This window comes from Thermomonospora sp. CIF 1 (assembly GCF_001896795.1).
Classification (GTDB): domain Bacteria; phylum Actinomycetota; class Actinomycetes; order Streptosporangiales; family Streptosporangiaceae; genus Thermomonospora; species Thermomonospora curvata.
The window spans coordinates 170,209-187,678 of record NZ_MOYN02000021.1 but is presented as its reverse complement, the minus strand read 5'-3'; the positions used below and the strand labels follow the sequence as shown (position 1 = coordinate 187,678).

General features: G+C 71.9%; 13 protein-coding genes. 11 read left to right on the top strand and 2 right to left on the bottom strand.

The features are described from left to right. Window positions 1-9 precede the first annotated feature (9 nt). Window positions 10-549: a DUF4352 domain-containing protein gene (locus BUE48_RS14090; RefSeq protein ID WP_012853183.1), complete on the bottom strand. Its 540-nt coding sequence runs from the start codon at window positions 547-549 to the stop codon at window positions 10-12. Between the two features lie 313 nt (window positions 550-862). Beyond that, window positions 863-1,261 carry a PaaI family thioesterase gene (locus BUE48_RS14085; protein WP_052305680.1) on the bottom strand — a complete coding sequence of 133 codons (399 nt, stop codon included), beginning with the start codon at window positions 1,259-1,261 and terminating at the stop codon, window positions 863-865. A 105-nt stretch (window positions 1,262-1,366) separates the two neighbouring features. On the opposite strand from BUE48_RS14085, the gene polA reads away from it, so the two are divergent. The 11 genes from polA (at window position 1,367) to BUE48_RS14030 (ending at window position 17,458) form a co-directional block, all read left to right on the top strand. Beyond that, window positions 1,367-4,087, top strand: coding sequence for a DNA polymerase I (gene polA, locus BUE48_RS14080; RefSeq protein WP_012853181.1), 2,721 nt, complete (start codon window positions 1,367-1,369; stop codon window positions 4,085-4,087). A gap of 290 nt (window positions 4,088-4,377) precedes the next feature. Further along, window positions 4,378-5,505 (top strand): polysaccharide deacetylase family protein, encoded by a 1,128-nt coding sequence (locus BUE48_RS14075; protein WP_286990082.1) that lies wholly within the window; start codon window positions 4,378-4,380, stop codon window positions 5,503-5,505. A 267-nt stretch (window positions 5,506-5,772) separates the two neighbouring features. Next, entirely contained in the window at window positions 5,773-7,236 is a 1,464-nt protein-coding gene (gene rpsA / locus BUE48_RS14070) for a 30S ribosomal protein S1 (RefSeq protein ID WP_012853179.1), read from the top strand. Window positions 7,237-7,786: 550 nt separating this feature from the next. Next, window positions 7,787-9,721: an endonuclease/exonuclease/phosphatase family protein gene (locus tag BUE48_RS14065; RefSeq protein WP_012853178.1), complete on the top strand. Its 1,935-nt coding sequence runs from the start codon at window positions 7,787-7,789 to the stop codon at window positions 9,719-9,721. A 46-nt stretch (window positions 9,722-9,767) separates the two neighbouring features. After that, window positions 9,768-10,253, top strand: a complete 486-nt coding sequence (locus tag BUE48_RS14060) for a GNAT family N-acetyltransferase (protein ID WP_012853177.1) — start codon at window positions 9,768-9,770, stop codon at window positions 10,251-10,253. A gap of 54 nt (window positions 10,254-10,307) precedes the next feature. Continuing rightward, on the top strand, window positions 10,308-10,910 hold the full coding sequence (coaE, locus tag BUE48_RS14055) for a dephospho-CoA kinase (RefSeq protein ID WP_286990081.1): 603 nt from the start codon (window positions 10,308-10,310) through the stop codon (window positions 10,908-10,910). 76 nt (window positions 10,911-10,986) lie between these two features. Further along, window positions 10,987-12,144, top strand: coding sequence for a sensor histidine kinase (locus tag BUE48_RS14050; protein WP_286990080.1), 1,158 nt, complete (start codon window positions 10,987-10,989; stop codon window positions 12,142-12,144). Window positions 12,145-12,307: 163 nt separating this feature from the next. Then, on the top strand, window positions 12,308-14,422 hold the full coding sequence (gene uvrB, locus BUE48_RS14045) for an excinuclease ABC subunit UvrB (RefSeq protein ID WP_012853174.1): 2,115 nt from the start codon (window positions 12,308-12,310) through the stop codon (window positions 14,420-14,422). A gap of 194 nt (window positions 14,423-14,616) precedes the next feature. Continuing rightward, window positions 14,617-15,096 (top strand): GNAT family N-acetyltransferase, encoded by a 480-nt coding sequence (locus BUE48_RS14040; RefSeq protein WP_052305679.1) that lies wholly within the window; start codon window positions 14,617-14,619, stop codon window positions 15,094-15,096. 351 nt (window positions 15,097-15,447) lie between these two features. After that, window positions 15,448-15,792, top strand: coding sequence for an STAS domain-containing protein (locus tag BUE48_RS14035; RefSeq protein ID WP_052305513.1), 345 nt, complete (start codon window positions 15,448-15,450; stop codon window positions 15,790-15,792). A gap of 676 nt (window positions 15,793-16,468) precedes the next feature. After that, entirely contained in the window at window positions 16,469-17,458 is a 990-nt protein-coding gene (locus BUE48_RS14030) for an SGNH/GDSL hydrolase family protein (protein WP_286990079.1), read from the top strand. Window positions 17,459-17,470: the final 12 nt, after the last annotated feature.

Genomic DNA, 17,470 nt, shown 5'->3' with positions numbered 1-17,470 from the left:
GTGCGGCTTTCAGGAGGGCAGGGGCAGGTCGGCGTCGGGCGGCCGGCCGGTGAGGGCGGCGGCGCCGCTGACGCGCAGGGCGCGGGGGCGGGCGGTGGCGGGGATGTCGTACCACAGGTCGAATTCGATGCGCATGGCCGAGCCGAGGCGCAGTTCGTCCGGTTGCCGTTTGATGAGCATGGCGTTGTGGTCGGGGGCGTAGACGCGGCCGTGGTCGTCGATGAGGCGTTGCCGGGCGGTGCGGATGCTGACGGTGTTGCGGCCGGTGTTGGCGACGATGACGCGGATGCGCACGAAGCGTCCTTTGGCGGGGATGTCGGCGTGGCTGCCGACCAGTTCCGGCATGCCGGTGGTCAGCCCGATCACGGTGAAGGAGACGTCGCCGGAGGCGGCGTAGGCGGGCTGGACGGCCTGTTCGCCGGGCCGGACGGTGCGCGGCGGGAGGCGGTAGGTGGGGGCGGCGGGCTGCGGCCCGGCGGGGCTCGCCGAGCATGCCGGAAGCAGGGACGCGGCGAGCAGCAGGCCGGCCGCCGGCGCGAGTGGGCGCATGGCGTGACGGTAGGCGGCGCCGTGGGGGTGGTGGGGCGGGTCGCCGTTAATCGCAACCCAACCGCAACCGGGCGGGTACCGGGGCCGCCTTTGGGGCCGTACACCCCTTCCCCGGACGTACGTTGTCTACTCAGCGGCCCCGGCCCCTGTGGGGCAACGCTAGCGACGCATGGGGCCTGCTTGCAAAGGATGTTTTGTTCGCGGTGAGCGGGATGCGGCGGTATCCGCCCGGCGCGGCGGGCCTTTTACGGCCCCGCCCGGCCCGCACGGCTCGGCGGGTCGGTGCCGTGCGGGCCGTTCTTCCGCCGGGTTTTCACTGGGCGGGTGCGTCGCGCAGCATGCAGGTCAGGCGGGCGGTGCAGACCCGCCGGTCCTGATCGTCGGTGATGACGATGTCGTAGGTGGCCAGCGTCCGGCCGCCGTGCACCCGGGTGGCGACACCGGTGACGTGGCCTTCGGTGACCGACCGGTGGTGGGTGGCGTTGATCTCCACGCCGACCGCGATCCGTCCCGGCCCGGCGTGCAGGGCCGCCCCGGTGGAGCCCAGGGATTCGGCCAGCACGCAGGACGCTCCGCCGTGCAGCAGTCCGTAGGGCTGGGTGTTGCCTTTGACGGGCATCCGTCCCACCACGCGTTCGGCGCTGGCCTCCAGCAGTTCGATGCCCATGGTGGTGCCCAGGTCGCCTCTGGGTATGCCGCCGAACGTCTCGATGAGCCGGTTGCGGTCCTCCCCGCTGATGCCGCCGGGGGTCGCACTGCCCTGGTCGATCACGCATGCCTCCCTCAAAGTGTCGTAACGGAAGGCTAGGCTCAATCCGTGGAGACGACAGCACCGACCCCTGACAACGCCGATCGCGGCGCCGGCGAGGGCGGCCGGCTCCTGCTGCTGGACGGGCATTCCCTGGCCTACCGGGCGTTCTTCGCGCTGCCGGTGGAGAACTTCTCGACCACCGACGGCCAGCCCACCAACGCGGTCTACGGCTTCACGTCGATGCTCATCAACGTGCTGCGCGATGAGCAGCCCACGCACGTGGCGGTGGCCTTCGATCGTTCGGAGCCGACCTTCCGGCACGAGCAGTACGCCGACTACAAGGCGGGCCGGGCCAAGGCGCCCGATGAGTTCCGCAGCCAGGTCAGCTTGATCTTCGAGGTGCTGGACGCGCTGCGCATTCCCCGCCTGTCGGTGCCCGGCTATGAGGCCGACGACATCATCGCCACGCTGGCCTCCCAGGCGTCCGCCCAGGGCATGCAGACGCTGGTGGTCACCGGTGACCGGGACGCCTTCCAGCTGGTGAACGAGCACGTCACGGTGCTGTACCCGGTGCGGGGGGTCTCCGAGCTGGTGCGCTATGACCCGGCGAAGGTCGCCGAGAAGTACGGGGTGCCGCCCGAGCGCTACCGGGAGCTGGCCGCGCTGGTGGGGGAGACCAGCGACAACCTGCCCGGGGTGCCGGGGGTGGGGCCCAAGACCGCCGCCAAGTGGCTGACGCAGTACGGCGACCTGGACGGCCTGGTGCGCAACGCCGACAAGCTCAAGGGCAAGGCGGGCGCGGCGCTGCGCGAGCATCTGCCGCAGGTGCTGCGCAACCACCAGATCAACAAGCTGGACTGCGCGGTCCCGCTGGAGGTGGGGCCGGCGCAGCTGCGGCTGGGGCAGTGGGACCGGGAGGAGATCCACACCCTGTTCGACACCCTGCAGTTCCGGGTGCTGCGGGAACGGCTGTATGCGACGCTGTCGGCGGTGGAGCCGGAGGCCGAGGAGGGTTTCGCGGTCGAGCTGACCCGCCTGGAGCCGGGCGCGCTGGCGGCCTGGCTGGCCGAGCACGCCGGCCGGGCGGGGGAGCGGGTCGGGCTGGCCGTCACCGGCCGCTGGGGCCGCGGCACCGGCGAGGTGGACGCCCTGGCCGTGGCCACCGCCTCCGGGGCGGCCGTCTACGTGGAGCCGGCCGAGCTGGGAGAGGCCGACGAGCGGGCGCTGGCCGAGTGGCTGGCCGACCCGCACCGGCCCAAGGCGATCCACGACGCCAAGGGCCCGATGCTGGCGCTGGCCGCCCGCGGCATGACGCTGGCCGGGGTGACCAGCGACACCGCGTTGGCCGCCTACCTGGCGCTGCCCGGCCAGCGCACCTTCGACCTGGGCGACCTGGTGCTGCGCTACCTGCACAAGGAGCTGCGCGAGCACGCCGAGCCCGGCGGGCAGCTGACCATCGACGGCATCGCCGACGACGACGCCGCCCGGGAGCTGGCGGTGCGGGCCCGCGCCGTGCTGGAGCTGGCCGAGGCGCTGGACCGCGATCTGGAGCGGCGCGGCGCCGCCCGGCTGCTGCACGAGGTGGAGCTGCCGCTGACCGGGGTGCTGGCCGCCATGGAACGGGCCGGCATCGCGGTGGACGTCGACCATTTCATCCAGCTGTCGGCCTCGCTGGGCGGCCAGGCCAAGGACACCGAGCAGCAGGCGCACGCCGCCGTGGGGCACGAGTTCAACCTGGGCTCGCCCAAGCAGGTGCAGCAGGTGCTGTTCGAGGAGCTGGGGCTGCCCAAGACCAAGCGCACCAAGACCGGGTACACCACCGATTCGGAGGCGCTCAACAGCCTGCGGGCCAAAAGCGACCACCCGGTGCTGGAGCACATCCTGCGGTGGCGGGAGGTCGCCAAGCTGAAGAGCATCGTCGACTCCCTGATCCCGATGGCCGCCGAGGACGGCCGCATCCACACCACCTTCAACCAGATGGTCGCCGCCACCGGCCGGCTGTCGTCCACCGACCCGAACCTGCAGAACATCCCGATCCGCACCGCCGAGGGCCGGCAGATCCGGGAGGGGTTCGTGGTCGGGGAGGGGTATGAGTGCCTGCTGACGGCCGACTACAGCCAGATCGAGCTGCGCATCATGGCGCACCTGTCCGGCGATGAGGCGCTGATCGAGGCGTTCACCTCGGGCGCGGACTTCCACACCATCACCGCCTCGCGGGTGTTCGGGCTGCCGCCCGAGCAGATCGACGGGGAGCTGCGGGCCCGGATCAAGGCGATGAACTACGGGCTGGCCTACGGCCTGTCGCCGTTCGGGCTGGCCTCCCAGCTGGGCATCACCCCCGACGAGGCGCGGGTGCTGATGGAGGAGTACTTCCAGCAGTTCGGCGGGGTGCGCGACTACCTGCAGGGGGTGGTCCGCCGGGCCCGGCAGGACGGTTACACCGAGACCATCTTGGGCCGCCGCCGCTACCTGCCCGACCTGACCTCCGACAACCGGCAGCGCCGGGAGATGGCCGAGCGGATGGCGCTCAACGCCCCCATCCAGGGGTCGGCCGCCGACATCATCAAGGTCGCCTCGCTGCGGGTCGACCGGGCCCTGCGGGAACGCGGCCTGGCCTCCCGGATGCTGCTGCAGGTCCACGACGAGCTGGTCTTCGAGGTCGCCCCCGGGGAGCTGGAGGAGCTCAAGGAACTGGTCAGGGAGCAGATGACGGGCGCCTATGAGCTGCGCGCCCCGCTGGAGGTCGCCATGGGCACCGGCCGCACCTGGCAGCAGGCCGGCCACTGACCCCGCCGTGCCCGCCGCCCGGCCGGTGCCGTGGCCGCCCGGCGCGGTGCGCCTTTGCGACGCGCCGCCTGCGGCCGGGGCGAGTGCCCTGGCCGCCGAGGCGGGTGCGGTGCCCCGGCGGGGTGTGGGGCCGCGTGCCGGCAACGGTTCCGTGACGGGGCGGGACGCATCCGCGGGCCGGGCGGGGGTTTACCGGGGTGTTAGCCGATTGTGCTCGGGTGTGCGCTACCGGCGGGGCCGGGACGGGCCCTACGCTGGGGCCGACCCCTTCGGTGATCGACGGGAGGGCCGTGCCACCCCTGCACAAGCTCGCCGGTGTAGTGATCGTCTTGGCGGTGATCGTGGGGCTGGTCGCCCCGGACGCCGGAGGACAGGGCGCCGCCGAAGGGAGGACGGCGGGTGCGCCCGGCCCTTCGGCGCCGGCTGTCTCCCCGGCGGGGAGCGGGCGGCCGCGGCAGGCGGCGCGGACCGCCGCCACACCGGAGCCCGCCGCCTCCGAGCCCACCCCCGAGCCCACCATCGGGCCGGCCTCGGCCACCGCGCGGCAGGTGCGCGCCAACGAGCTGGGACAGATCCCGGTGATCATGTATCACCGGATCGTCGCCAAGGAGACCACCTCGCTGGACCGCACTCTCGGTGAGTTCCGCAAGGAGCTGACCCGGCTGGCGGAGGAGGGGTATGTGCCCATCACCGCCGCCGAGTTCGCCCGGGGGTGGATCGACGTGCCGGCCGGGCGGCACCCGGTGGTGCTGACCTTCGACGACGGATCCCCCACCCACTTCGCCTTGGACGAGCAGGGCGTCCCCAAGCCGGACACCGCGGTCGGCGTCCTGCTGGAGGTGGCCCGGCGGTACCCGCACTTTCGGCCGGTGGCCACCTTCTACGTCAACGACGACCCGTTCGGGCTGGGGGAGCGGGCGCCCGAAGGGATGCGCTGGCTGGTGGAGCACGGGTTCGAGATCGGCAACCACACCCTCAGCCACGCCGATCTGTCGCGGCTGCCGAAGGAGGGGGTCCAGCGGGAGATCGGCGAGGTCGAGGCGAAGATCACGGCGCTCACCGGCGCTCCCTCCGCCACGCTGGCCTACCCGTTCGGCGCCCGGCCCCGCAAGACGTCATGGGCGCGTTCCAAGCCGGGAAGCTACTCTTTCCGGGGAATCTTCCTGGCGGGGTGGCGGCCGTCACTATCGCCCTTCCATGCCGACTTCGACCCCGACGCGATCATGCGGATCCGCTCCGAAGGTAAAATCGCGGAAAACGATTGCCGTCGCTACTGCTCGCAGGCCTGGCTGGACTGGCTGGCCGACAACCCCGACGAGCGGTACGTCTCCGACGGTGACCCGGGCACGGTGACCTTCCCGGAAGGTAAAACCCCGGATTTGGCAGCCCGGTATCGTAGATACGGCCGGTCCTACTAGACTGGCCTACAAATCTTGCTAGAGGGGGGGTCTGTCGCCCGCGCGCAGGGCCGTATCCCACGATTGACCGTCGTGGCTGCGTCCCATATGCTGATCGCTGCGCTGTGGGCCTGCGCGTGCTTCAGACAGAGCAGGCTCGCGCTCGGTCAGGTCGACATCGGTATTTCAGGCGGACCTCCGCCGTCTCCGGTTTTGGCAGGGACGAAAAAGGGCCCTCTGCGCTGCACAGACGAACGATTCATGTCCGTATCCGGAGCCAGCCCACACATGACGAGCAGCACCGACACCTCGACCACCACTCCTCAGGTAGCGGTCAACGACATTGGCTCGGCAGAGGAGTTCCTCGCCGCGATCGACGAAACGATCAAGTACTTCAACGACGGCGACATTGTCGAGGGCACTGTCGTCAAGGTCGACCGAGACGAGGTCTTGCTCGACATCGGCTACAAGACCGAGGGGGTCATCCCCTCCCGGGAGCTGTCGATCAAGCACGACGTCGACCCCCATGAGGTCGTCAAGGTCGGCGACCACGTCGAGGCCCTTGTCCTGCAGAAGGAGGACAAGGAGGGCCGGCTGATCCTGTCCAAGAAGCGCGCCCAGTACGAGCGCGCCTGGGGCACGATCGAGAAAATCAAGGAAGAGGACGGGATCGTCACCGGGACGGTCATCGAAGTCGTCAAGGGCGGCCTGATCCTCGACATCGGCCTGCGCGGCTTCCTGCCCGCCTCGCTGGTGGAGATGCGCCGCGTGCGCGACCTGCAGCCGTACGTCGGCCGCGAGCTCGAAGCCAAGATCATCGAGCTGGACAAGAACCGCAACAACGTGGTGCTGTCTCGGCGCGCCTGGCTGGAGCAGACCCAAAGCGAGGTCCGCCAGACCTTCCTCAACACCCTGCAGAAGGGCCAGGTCCGCAAGGGCGTGGTCTCCTCCATCGTCAACTTCGGTGCGTTCGTCGACCTGGGCGGCGTGGACGGCCTGGTGCACGTCTCCGAGCTGTCCTGGAAGCACATCGACCACCCCTCCGAGGTCGTCGAGGTGGGCCAGGAGGTCACCGTCGAGGTCCTCGACGTCGACATGGAGCGCGAGCGGGTGTCGCTGTCGCTGAAGGCGACCCAGGAGGACCCCTGGCAGCAGTTCGCCCGCACCCACCAGATCGGCCAGGTCGTGCCGGGCCGGGTCACCAAGCTGGTGCCGTTCGGCGCGTTCGTCCGCGTCGAGGAGGGCATCGAGGGCCTGGTGCACATCTCCGAGCTGGCCGAGCGCCACGTGGAGATCCCCGAGCAGGTCGTGCAGGTCGGCGACGAGATCTTCGTCAAGATCATCGACATCGACCTGGACCGGCGCCGCATCAGCCTGTCGCTCAAGCAGGCCAACGAGACCGCCCTCGGTGTCGACGAGGAGAACTTCGACCCGACCCTCTACGGCATGCCGGCCGAGTACGACGAGCACGGCAACTACAAGTACCCCGAGGGCTTCGACCCGGAGACCGGCGAGTGGCTGCCCGGTTACGAGGAGCAGCGCGAGGCCTGGGAGCGGCAGTACGCCGAGGCCCGCCAGCGCTACGAGGCCCACCGCCGCCAGATCGAGGAGGCCCGCCGGGCCGAGGCCGAGGCCGCCGGCGCCCTGGAGGGCGACACCTCCTACTCCGGCGGCGAGGCCGACTCCGGCGGCGCCCTGGCCTCCGACGAGGCCCTGGCCGCGCTCCGCGAGAAGCTGTCGGGCGGTCAGTGACCTCCGCCGCCGCGGCGCTTTGACCGCCGCGGCGTGAACCACGACGCCTGTGTCCCCGGCCCCAAGGCCGGGGACACCGCGTTCTCGCCCCCGTGGTGGACGTCGCCGCCCACCGCCCCCAGGCATCGGCGTTGCTCCGCCGCCCCGGGAGGCGCGGACCGGGCGGCATCGCGGTCGTGCGGCCGGTGCGGGAGGCGGTGACCACCGCCCCGGCGGTGCCGCCGGCCCGCCGGGAGCCGAGGGCGGCGCCGCCACGGGGGTGCCGCGGCCCGAGAGAACGTCCCGGACCGGTGCTCGCCGGCTGAGCGGAGCCGGTGCGAAGACGGCGTCTTTTGACGGCCGCACCGAATGCACATTTCTGGAAAACCCCGCCGGGCGAGGGGCCGTGTCGGTCGATCGCCGGTCGGTGTGCGATGACATAATGACCATGGCCGGACGACGGTCCTCACGCTGGGGCCGCTCTCCGGCCGTGGTCGTTTTTTCCTGCGGCTTTCGTGGCCGGAGCAGGCACGACCCCGCCGAACCTCCCGCAGTCAGGAAGCGACGTCACGTGACCACCACCCATCCTGGAACCAGGCACCAGGACGCGCCGGCGATCGTCCCCCAAGGACCGGCGCGGCTGACGCTGATCGCGATCACGGTCGCGGTGCTCGCCCAGGTCCTGCGCCTGTCGGCACCGCAGTTCGACCATCTGGCCGGCTCGCTCGGCAACGCGGCCGCCGTCGCCGTGATCTCGGCGGTCTTCCTGGCCGGCATGGCCGCCCCGGCGCTGCGCGCCGCGACCGGCCCGGCCGGGCTGCTGCTGACCGGCGTCGGCGGGCTGCTGGCGGTGCGGCTGCTGGCGCAGCTGCTGTCCCCGCAGCTGTGGCTGGCGCTGCTCGGCACCGCCATCGGCATGATCGCCGTGGTGGCGCTGTATGAGGCGGCGCGGGGCCTGTCGGGGGTGGGGTTCGCCACCGCCACGGTGGCCGGGCTCGGCGCCGACACCACGCTGCGCATGGCGTTCGGCACCTGGGACCCGGTGTGGCGCTCCGGCCTCGCCGAGTGGGCGCTGTGCCTGCTGGTGGTCGGCCTGGGCGGCGCCGCCCTGGCCCGCGAGCTGCGCTCGGGCCCGGTGGCCGCGCCCGGCATCTCCTGGCGGGACGCCCTGGGCGCGGCGGCCTTCGGGCCGTTTTTGGCGCTGCAGATCCTGGTGCTGTCCAGCCCGGCGTTCGTGGCCTCCTCCGGCTGGCAGTCGCTGACCGTCGCGCACCTGGCCGTGGCCACCGGCCAGGGCCTGGCGCTGGCGTTCCTGGCCTCCGGGCTGGCGGTGCGGGCGGTGCCCGGCGGGGTGTGCGTGCTGGGCGGGACGGTGCTGGGCGTGGGCGTCGGCGCCGTCGCCGGGGCCTATGCGATCTCCGGGACGGTCGTCGTCGGCATCGTGATCTGCGGCCAGGTGCTGGCGGCCTGGCTGCTGGCGGTGGCCTGCCGCGCCCCGCTGCGCCGCGCCGGGCAGGGCGGCCCGGTGTGGCGGATCGACGTCGGCGCGGCGCTCGGCGGGTTCCTCATCGCGGCGGTGCTGCTGCCCTACCAGCTCAGCGCGGTCGGGGCGCTGCCGTTCCCCAACAACGTGCTGCCCGGCCTGGCCGGCATCGGGCTGGGCGCGCTGGCCGCCATCGCCGCCGCCCGCGGCGGGCCGCTGCCGGCGCGGGCGCCGCTGCGGGCGCTGGTCGGCGGGGCCGCGGCGTTGGTGCTGCTGGCGGGCACGCTGCTGTTCACCGTCACCAACCCCAAGGCCGAGCCGCGGGCCGCCGACCCCGCCAGGCTGCGGGTGCTGACCTACAACATCCACCACGGCGTCAACGCCGCGGGGAAGCTGGACTTGGACGCGCTGGCCGCCGTCATCGAGCGGCAGCGCGCCGATGTGGTGCTGCTGCAGGAGGTCGGGCGCGGCTCCCTGGTGTCGGGCACCACCGATGTGGGCGTGTGGCTGTCGCGCCGGCTCGGCATGCACCTGATCTGGGGTCCGGCCGCCGACGGGCAGTTCGGCAACGCCATCTTGACCTCCCGCCGGGTGCTGTCGTCGGGCAGCGCCCGCATGCCCAAGGGCGACTGGTCCCAGATCCGCGGCTATGTGTGGGCCCGCCTGGACGTCGGCGGCCGGCCCGTCTACGTGTGGTCCACGCACCTGGACGGCGGTGCCGATCGGGCCGCGGCCCGGCAGCGGGAGATCGCGGCGCTGCTGCGCGCCTGGGGCGGCGCCCCCCGCACGATCATCGGCGGCGACATGAACAGCGAGCCCGGCAGCGCGGAGATGAGCCGTTTCCTGGACGGCACCGGGCTGCGCGCCTCGGCGCTGGGCGACTACGCGCCCACCACCCCCGCCGGCAAGAAGGTCGACTGGATTCTCGGCACCGACGACCTGGTCTTCTCCGACCACGGAGTGCACCCGTCCAAGACCTCCGACCACTATCCGGTGGCGGTGACCGTCCGGATCGGGCAGTGACCGGCCGCCGGTGAGCACGGGACGGCCGGCGGGAGGGGACGCGGCGATGGACGCCCGGCAGGTGCGCATCCTGCCGGCCACCGAGCAGGACGCCGGGGAGATCCTCACCGTGCAGCGGGCCGCCTACCTGGCGGAGGCGCAGCTGTACGGCGACCCGTTCCTGCCGCCGCTGGTGGAGACCTGCCGGCAGGTGCGCGAGGCGCTGCGCGGCGACGGGCTGGCGCTGAAGGCGATGCTGGGGACTCGCCTGGTGGGGGCGGTGCGCGCCCGTTTCAGCGGCCGCACCTGCCTGATCGGCCGGCTGGCGGTGGCCCCGGACGTGCAGGGCCGCGGCATCGGCCGCCGGCTCATCGGCGCGGTGGAGGAGCGGGCCGCCGGCCGGGCCGACGAGTGCGTGCTGGTCACCGGGCATCTCAGCGAGGGCAACCTGCGGCTGGGGCGGAGGCTGGGCTACCGCGAGGGGCGCCGGGAACGGGTCGCCGCCCACCTGACGTTCGTTCACCTGCGCAAACCGCTCCCACCGCCCGCTTGAGCCCGATGCACCCCGATCCGGGGCGAAGGGGAGGGCACCGGCTAGGCTCGGGCCGTGTTGCGAGTGGGATTGACCGGTGGAATCGGTTCCGGCAAAAGCGAGGTGTCGGCGCGGCTGGCGGCCCGTGGCGCGCTCATCATCGACGCCGACAAGATCGCCCGTGAGGTGGTGGCGCCGGGCACCCCGGGCCTGGCCGCCGTGGTGGCCGAGTTCGGCGAGGAAGTGCTGCTGCCGGACGGCTCCATGGACCGGGAGAAGGTCGGTTCGATCGTGTTCGCCGACGCCGAGCGCCGCGCCGCCCTCAACGCGATCGTCCACCCCCTGGTGGGGCAGCGCATGGAGGAGCTCGTGGCGGCCGCCCCCCGGGACGCCATCGTGGTCTATGACGTCCCGCTGCTGGTGGAAAACGGCCTGGCGGAGATGTACGACGTGGTCGTGGTGGTGGACGTGCCGGTGCAGACCCAGATCGAGCGGCTCACCACCCGGCGCGGCATGAGCGAGTCCGACGCCCGGGCGCGGATCGCGGCGCAGGCCTCCCGGGAGCAGCGGCTGGCGGTCGCCGACCACGTCATCGACAACTCCGGGACGCTGCAGGAGCTGGAGGAGCGGGTCGAGGCGCTGTGGGCGGAGCTGACCGAGCGGGCCGCGGCGTCCTGAACCGGCCGCCGAAAAACAGGTGCCGGGAGGCCCCGGAATGAGATATATCGGGTCTTGGTTCGCTTAGGGTCGCTTCATGTTCAGGGGTCCGGGGACGGCGATGGAGCCGAAGAGAAGATCACGGATGCTGGACGTCTCACTGGCGATCGGTTCCGCGGTCATCGATGCGGCGCTGATGCAGGCCGCCGGGCTGAACACCTCCTGGACTCCCCGCTGGGCGGCGCTCGCCGCGGCCGTCCTGCTCGGCCTGGCCCTGGTGGTGCGCCGCCACCGCCCGGTCGCCCTGGCCGGCGTCGTGGTCGCCGCCGGGGCGCTCACCGGGGCGGGCGCCGTCTCCGGCCTCATCGCGCTGTACTCGCTGGGCGCCTACGCCTCCTCCCGGCGGGCCGTGATCTGCCTTGCGGCGGCGGCGATCGCGGCGTTCACCCTGCAGCCGGAGCCGGGGCTGCGGCATGAGGAGCCGCTGTGGCTGCGCCTGGCCGTCGCCGCCGTCTTCGTCGCGCCGCCGGTGCTGCTGGGCCTGTACATGGGCACCCGCAAGCAGCTCATCGCCTCGCTGCAGGAACGCACCCGGCGGCTGGAACGCGAACGGACCCTGCTGGCCGAGCGCGCCCGGGTGGAGGAACGCGCCCGCATCGCCCGGGAGATGCACGATGTGGTGGCCAACCGGGTCAGCGTCATGGTGGTGCACGCCTCGGCGCTGAAGGCGATCGCCGCCCGCGACCCCGAGCGCGCCGCCGAGACCGCCGCCGTCATCGCCGACATGGGCCGGCAGGCGCTGGAGGAGCTGCGCCAGGTGATCGGGGTGCTGCGGCTGGGAGAGACCAGCGGCCCGCAGCCCACGCCCACCCTGGAGGACTTCCGCCGGCTGGTGGACCAGTCCGGGGCGGCCGGGCTGAAGGTCAGCCTGACCACGGAGATCGAGGACGGGACGCTGCCGCCGGAGGTGGCCCGCACCGCCTACCGGGTGCTCCAGGAGGCGCTCACCAACGTCCACAAGCACGCCGGCGGCGCCGACACCTGCGTGCGGATCCGGCAGATGCCGGACGTCATCGAGATGGCGGTGGAGAACGAGCCGGGCGACGAGCCCGGCCACGCCCTGCCCGGCGGCGGCAACGGCCTGGTGGGGCTGCGGGAGCGGGTCACCGCGCTGGGCGGCTCCCTGGAGGCCGGGCCGCGGCCGGGAGGGGGGTTCGCCGTCCACGCCCGCATCCCGCTGCCCGCCGTCTCCTGAAGGCCGCCGTCCCGCCGGCCGCCCCCCATGGGCGGAAGTGGACGGAAACGTCACACCGGCTGCGTACAGTGGGGCACGTGGGCGCGAGCCGTCCCCCGCCCGTTCGGCTCGCGCACGGGGGCCGGGGGCCGTCCCCGCAGGAACGGGACCAGGGAGGAACGACGTGCGGCCTGTCACCGATCTGCAGCGCAAGGACGCGCCCTTCAAGGTCGTCACGGACATGACGCCCTCGGGCGACCAGCCGCAGGCCATCGCCGAACTGGAGGCGCGGATCCGGCGCGGCGACCGCGACGTGGTGCTGCTGGGCGCCACCGGCACCGGCAAGACCGCCACGGTGGCCTGGCTGATCGAGCGGCTGCAGCGGCCGACGCTGGTGATGCAGCCGAACAAGACGCTGGCCGCCCAGTTCGCCAACGAGCTGCGCCAGATGCTGCCGCACAACGCCGTCGAGTACTTCGTGTCGTACTACGACTACTACCAGCCCGAGGCCTACGTCCCCCAGACCGACACCTACATCGAAAAGGACTCCTCCATCAACGAGGAGGTCGAGCGGCTGCGGCACTCGGCCACCAACTCGCTGCTGACCCGCCGCGACACCGTGGTGGTCGCCTCGGTCTCCTGCATCTACGGCCTGGGCACCCCGCAGGAGTACGTCGACCGCATGGTGACGCTGCGGGTCGGCATGGAGATCGACCGGGACGCGCTGCTGCGCAAGCTGGTCGACATGCACTACACCCGCAACGACGTGGCCTTCACCCGGGGCACCTTCCGGGTCCGCGGCGACACCGTGGAGATCATCCCGCAGTACGAGGAGCTCGCCGTCCGGATCGAGATGTTCGGCGACGAGATCGAGCGGCTGGCCACGCTGCACCCGCTCAACGGGGAGGTGCTCGGCGACAGCGACGAGGTGCACATCTTCCCCGCCTCCCACTACGTGGCCGGCCCGGAGCGGATGGAACGCGCGATCGCCGGGATCGAGGCCGAGCTGGCCGAGCGGCTGGCCGAGCTGGAGGCCCAGGGCAAGCTGCTGGAGGCGCAGCGGCTGCGCATGCGCACCACCCACGACATCGAGATGATGCGGCAGGTCGGCACCTGCTCCGGCATCGAGAACTACTCCCGCCACATCGACGGCCGCGAGCCCGGCAGCCCGCCGCACACCCTGCTGGACTACTTCCCCGAGGACTTCCTGCTGGTCATCGACGAGTCGCACCAGACCGTCCCGCAGATCGGCGCCATGTACGAAGGGGACGCCTCCCGCAAGCGGATGCTGGTCGAGCACGGTTTCCGGCTGCCGTCGGCGCTGGACAACCGCCCGCTGAAGTGGGAGGAGTTCTGCGAGCGCATCGGCCAGACCGTCTACCTGTCGGCCACCCCGGGGCCGTATGAGCTGAGCCGGGTCGGCGGGGACGTGGTCGAGCAGGTCATCCGGCCCACCGGGCTGGTGGATCCGGAGATCGTGGTCAAGCCCACCAAGGGGCAGATCGACGACCTGGTCCACGAGATCCGGCTGCGCGCCGAGCGGGACGAGCGGGTGCTGGTCACCACGCTCACCAAGAAGATGGCCGAGGACCTCACCGACTACCTGCTGGAGCTGGGCATCCGGGTCCGTTACCTGCACAGCGAGGTCGACACGCTGCGGCGCATCGAGCTGCTGCGGGAGCTGCGCAGCGGCGAGTTCGACGTGCTGGTCGGCATCAACCTGCTGCGCGAGGGCCTGGACCTGCCGGAGGTGTCGCTGGTGGCCATCCTGGACGCCGACAAGGAGGGCTTCCTGCGCTCGGAGACCTCCCTGATCCAGACCATCGGCCGGGCCGCCCGCCACGTCTCCGGCCAGGTCCACATGTACGCCGACCAGATCACCCCGTCCATGGCCCGCGCCATCGAGGAGACCAACCGGCGCCGCGCCAAGCAGCAGGCCTACAACGCCGAGCACGGCATCGAGCCCAAGGCGCTGCGCAAGCGCATCGCCGACATCCTCGACTCCCTGGTCCGCGAGGACGCCGACACCCAGACCCTGCTGGGGGACGGACGCCGGCTCAGCCGCGGCAAGGCCCCCGTGCCCGGCCTGGCCCCCCGCACCCGCCAGGCCGGCCGTCACGCCGCCGACCTGGTCGGCGAGCGTCCCCGGGAGGAGCTGGAGTCGCTCATCGAGCAGATGACCGAGCAGATGCACCAGGCCGCCGCGGATCTGCAGTTCGAGCTGGCCGCCCGGCTGCGCGATGAGATCAAAGAGCTCAAGCGCGAGCTGCGCGACATGAAGGAGGCCGGCGTCCACTGAGCCTTTCCCAGCAGGAGGTCTCACCGGGCCGGGACGGCGACCCGGGCGGTGCCCGGGGGCATGAGGCTGCAGGTCACGGCACCGTGCCCGACTGCGGCGCCCCCGTGGGCGATCTGCGGGAGCGGCGGGCGGAGAAAAGCCCGCCGGCCCTTGACGGAGCGCCGCGGGCGCGCCCTCGGGACGTGCAGGCGGAGATGACGGTGCGGACGGCCCGCGAAGAGGAGCTGGCGCTGCTTCCGGAGATCGAACGCAGCGCCGATACGCTCTTTCAGCGCCTGGGCATCGTCTTCCCGCCCGGGCCCACGGTGATCGAGGAGATCGGAGCGGACGCCCGGGTGCTGGTCGCCGGGGAGCCGCCCATCGCCTTCGCCGCGGTCATCGAACTGGACGGGCACCCCCATCTGGAGCAGATCGCCGTGGCCGCCGAGTTCACCGGCCGCGGGATCGGCGGGCTGCTGCTGGAACGGGTCATCGCGCAGGCCGCCGGCCCGCTGACGCTGATCACCTTCCGCACGGTGCCGTGGAACGGGCCGTGGTATGCCCGGCACGGTTTCACCGAGCTGCCCGGCGACCGATGGGGACCCCGGCTGCGGGCGCACTGGCAGGCCGAGATCGACGCCGGGTTGCACGCCCTGGGACCCCGGACGGTCATGTGGCGGCGGGGCGGCCGCTGACGGCCTGCCGGTTTTCGGGTGGCGGCCGCTTCGCCGGAGCCCGGCACGCGAATTCCCTGCCGTTGCCGTCGCTTGGCGGCGCCGGTCACCGAGTAAAAGATCACTCCTCCGTCGCGAAGAGAAGATCTTTTTCCGGAAGTCCGGAAAACGCTAGGGACGAGGGCCGGCGGCAAGCATATCCGACTTTACCTTTTTAAGAGATATATGGCGTGAGCTTGGGGTTGGGGGCGTTGAGGTCAAGGGCATTGGGGGGAATTGATACATATCAAGTGGTGTGTCGAGCGGGTCACTGCTTGAGGATCGACTAAGCAGTTCGAAACAGCGATGCGGACGGTGGGTCGTATGACGAGCATGACGGTGCATCGGGAGGACGACTTCGCGACCACCGTGCTGCGGCACGGAGATCGCGCAGTGGTCTATGTCTCAGGAGATGTCGACCTGAGCACCGAGGACCATCTGCGACAGGCCCTGCTGTCCCTGATCGGCGAACAGCGGGTGCGTCAGGTGGTCGTGGACCTGCGCGAGATCGGCTTCTTCGGCTCCGACGGACTGCGAGTGCTGGCCCAGGCGCAACTGGCCTCCGAACTCGAAGGGGTCACGCTGACATTGGCCGCGGTGCCGCCGAACGTGCTGCGCATCATGGAGATCACCGGCATGGCGGGCTCGTTCCGCATCCGCAAGCTCGCCCCCACCTGATCGCCCTTCGCCCTCGGCGAGCCCGGCGCCGGGCTCGCCGAGGGCTTTTTCGTGCCCGTGCGCGGGATATGACGGCCGGGGAACGCCGTGGAGGCCCAGGTGGAACGTCTCGGGCCGTCCTTGGCGGCTGTGCTTTTCCGTACGTGGCCTCGGCGCCGGGGACAGAAAGCCCGGCGATGCCGGGCATCGTCCTAGATCGCGGCAACGTCCCCCGGCGGTGCCCGCGTGCTCTCGCTCCCGGTGGAAGCGTGTCGCAAGGGACGCTCTTGAACCAAGGTGAGACGCCGATCTGACGATTTCAGTCAGATCGGTCAGAAGGTCAGTTCGTGGCCGCTGGAACTGAATCTTTTTCAGAATGCCGCGCCCGCAGGCCGGGACGGATGCGCGGCGCCGGGGGACGGAGGTGCTACGGAGTTGGGCGGCTCCTCAGGCTCCCGCCTCCTTGGCGCCTGGGGCCCCACTCTGCCGGAGGTGCACACCGCCCCTGGCAAAAGGGGGGCAGGGAGGCGCGACCTGTGCGGCCCTCCGGGCGTCCTCGTGCGACTCTCGGGGGCGTATGACGTGAGCGCGGACGGCTTCCGCCCGGATCACCACTTGTGATCTACAACGTAAAGCCGGGAACCGGTGATGTTGAACAGGCGTCTCTCCTCATGCGAACGGTGAGAAGAGGAGGGGCATGACCGGCCCGGTCTTGCTGGCCATCGGCCCGCTGGTGGCGCTGCCGGCGGTGCGCTGCGAGGTCTTCGGCCTCGGCTGCCGCCGCCCGGCGCCGCAGCCGTCGGCGGCCGAGCCCGCCCGCACCGCCACGCCCCGCCCGCTCACTCCCGTGGAGGCCGCCACCTGGGGTTCCTATGTGGCGCTCGGCGACTCCTACTCGGCGGGGGAGGGCGCCTACGCCACGGCGGCCGACCGGGCGCCGACCAATCGGTGCCGCCGCACCTCGCAGGCCTACTACCACACGATCGCCAAGGAGTTCCGCTTCGCCGGCGGGAGCGCGCTGTGGGCGTGCAGCGGCGCCACCACCCAGCACGTGCTCAAGGGCAAGGCGGGGGAGCCGCCGCAGATCGAGCGGGTCAACGCCGGCACCAGCCTGGTGACCATCAGCGTGGGCGGCAACGACGCGGGGTTCTCCCGGGTGCTGGCGGGCTGCGTGATCCGGGTGCCGTGGAGCCGGGCCTGCCGGGACCAGGGCGGTGAGATCGCCGACCGGCTGGCGGCGCTGCGCCTTTCCCTGGCCGAGGTGCTGGACGCGATCACCGAGCGCGCCCCGCGCGCCCGGGTGATCGTGCTGGGCTATCCGCGTCTGTTCGCCGAGACCGAGGGGGCCGCCGGCGACAATTTGAGCATCGGCGACCAGCAGTGGCTCAACTCCCAGGCCCGGGCCCTCAACGAGGTCATCCGGCAGGTGGCGGCCGACCGCGACCACCAGATCGCCGCGAGCGGGGGAGCCGGCAGCGTGGAGTTCATCGACGCCTACAGCGCTTTCGCCGGGCATGAGGTCGGCACCCCCGACCCCTATGTCAACGGGCTGAAGGTCGATCTGGCGGCGCTGGCGGCCGAGCCCGCCAGCTTCCATCCCACCGCGGGCGGCTACCGGGCCCTGGCCGCCCTGGTCAGCCAGCAGATCAAGGCCGGCCCCGGCCGTCCCCTCCACCAGTACCGGTGAGACGGGACGGCC

What these genes read in the sequence shown, in the direction of transcription:
- BUE48_RS14035 (WP_052305513.1), top strand. Translation starts at nt 15,448, where the DNA reads ATGACGGTGCATCGGGAGGACGACTTCGCGACCACCGTGCTGCGGCAC.
- BUE48_RS14060 (WP_012853177.1), top strand. Translation starts at nt 9,768, where the DNA reads ATGGACGCCCGGCAGGTGCGCATCCTGCCGGCCACCGAGCAGGACGCC.
- rpsA (WP_012853179.1), top strand. Translation starts at nt 5,773, where the DNA reads ATGACGAGCAGCACCGACACCTCGACCACCACTCCTCAGGTAGCGGTC.
- BUE48_RS14050 (WP_286990080.1), top strand. Translation starts at nt 10,987, where the DNA reads ATGTTCAGGGGTCCGGGGACGGCGATGGAGCCGAAGAGAAGATCACGG.
- BUE48_RS14090 (WP_012853183.1), bottom strand. Translation starts at nt 549, where the DNA reads ATGCGCCCACTCGCGCCGGCGGCCGGCCTGCTGCTCGCCGCGTCCCTG.
- BUE48_RS14030 (WP_286990079.1), top strand. Translation starts at nt 16,469, where the DNA reads ATGACCGGCCCGGTCTTGCTGGCCATCGGCCCGCTGGTGGCGCTGCCG.
- BUE48_RS14040 (WP_052305679.1), top strand. Translation starts at nt 14,617, where the DNA reads ATGACGGTGCGGACGGCCCGCGAAGAGGAGCTGGCGCTGCTTCCGGAG.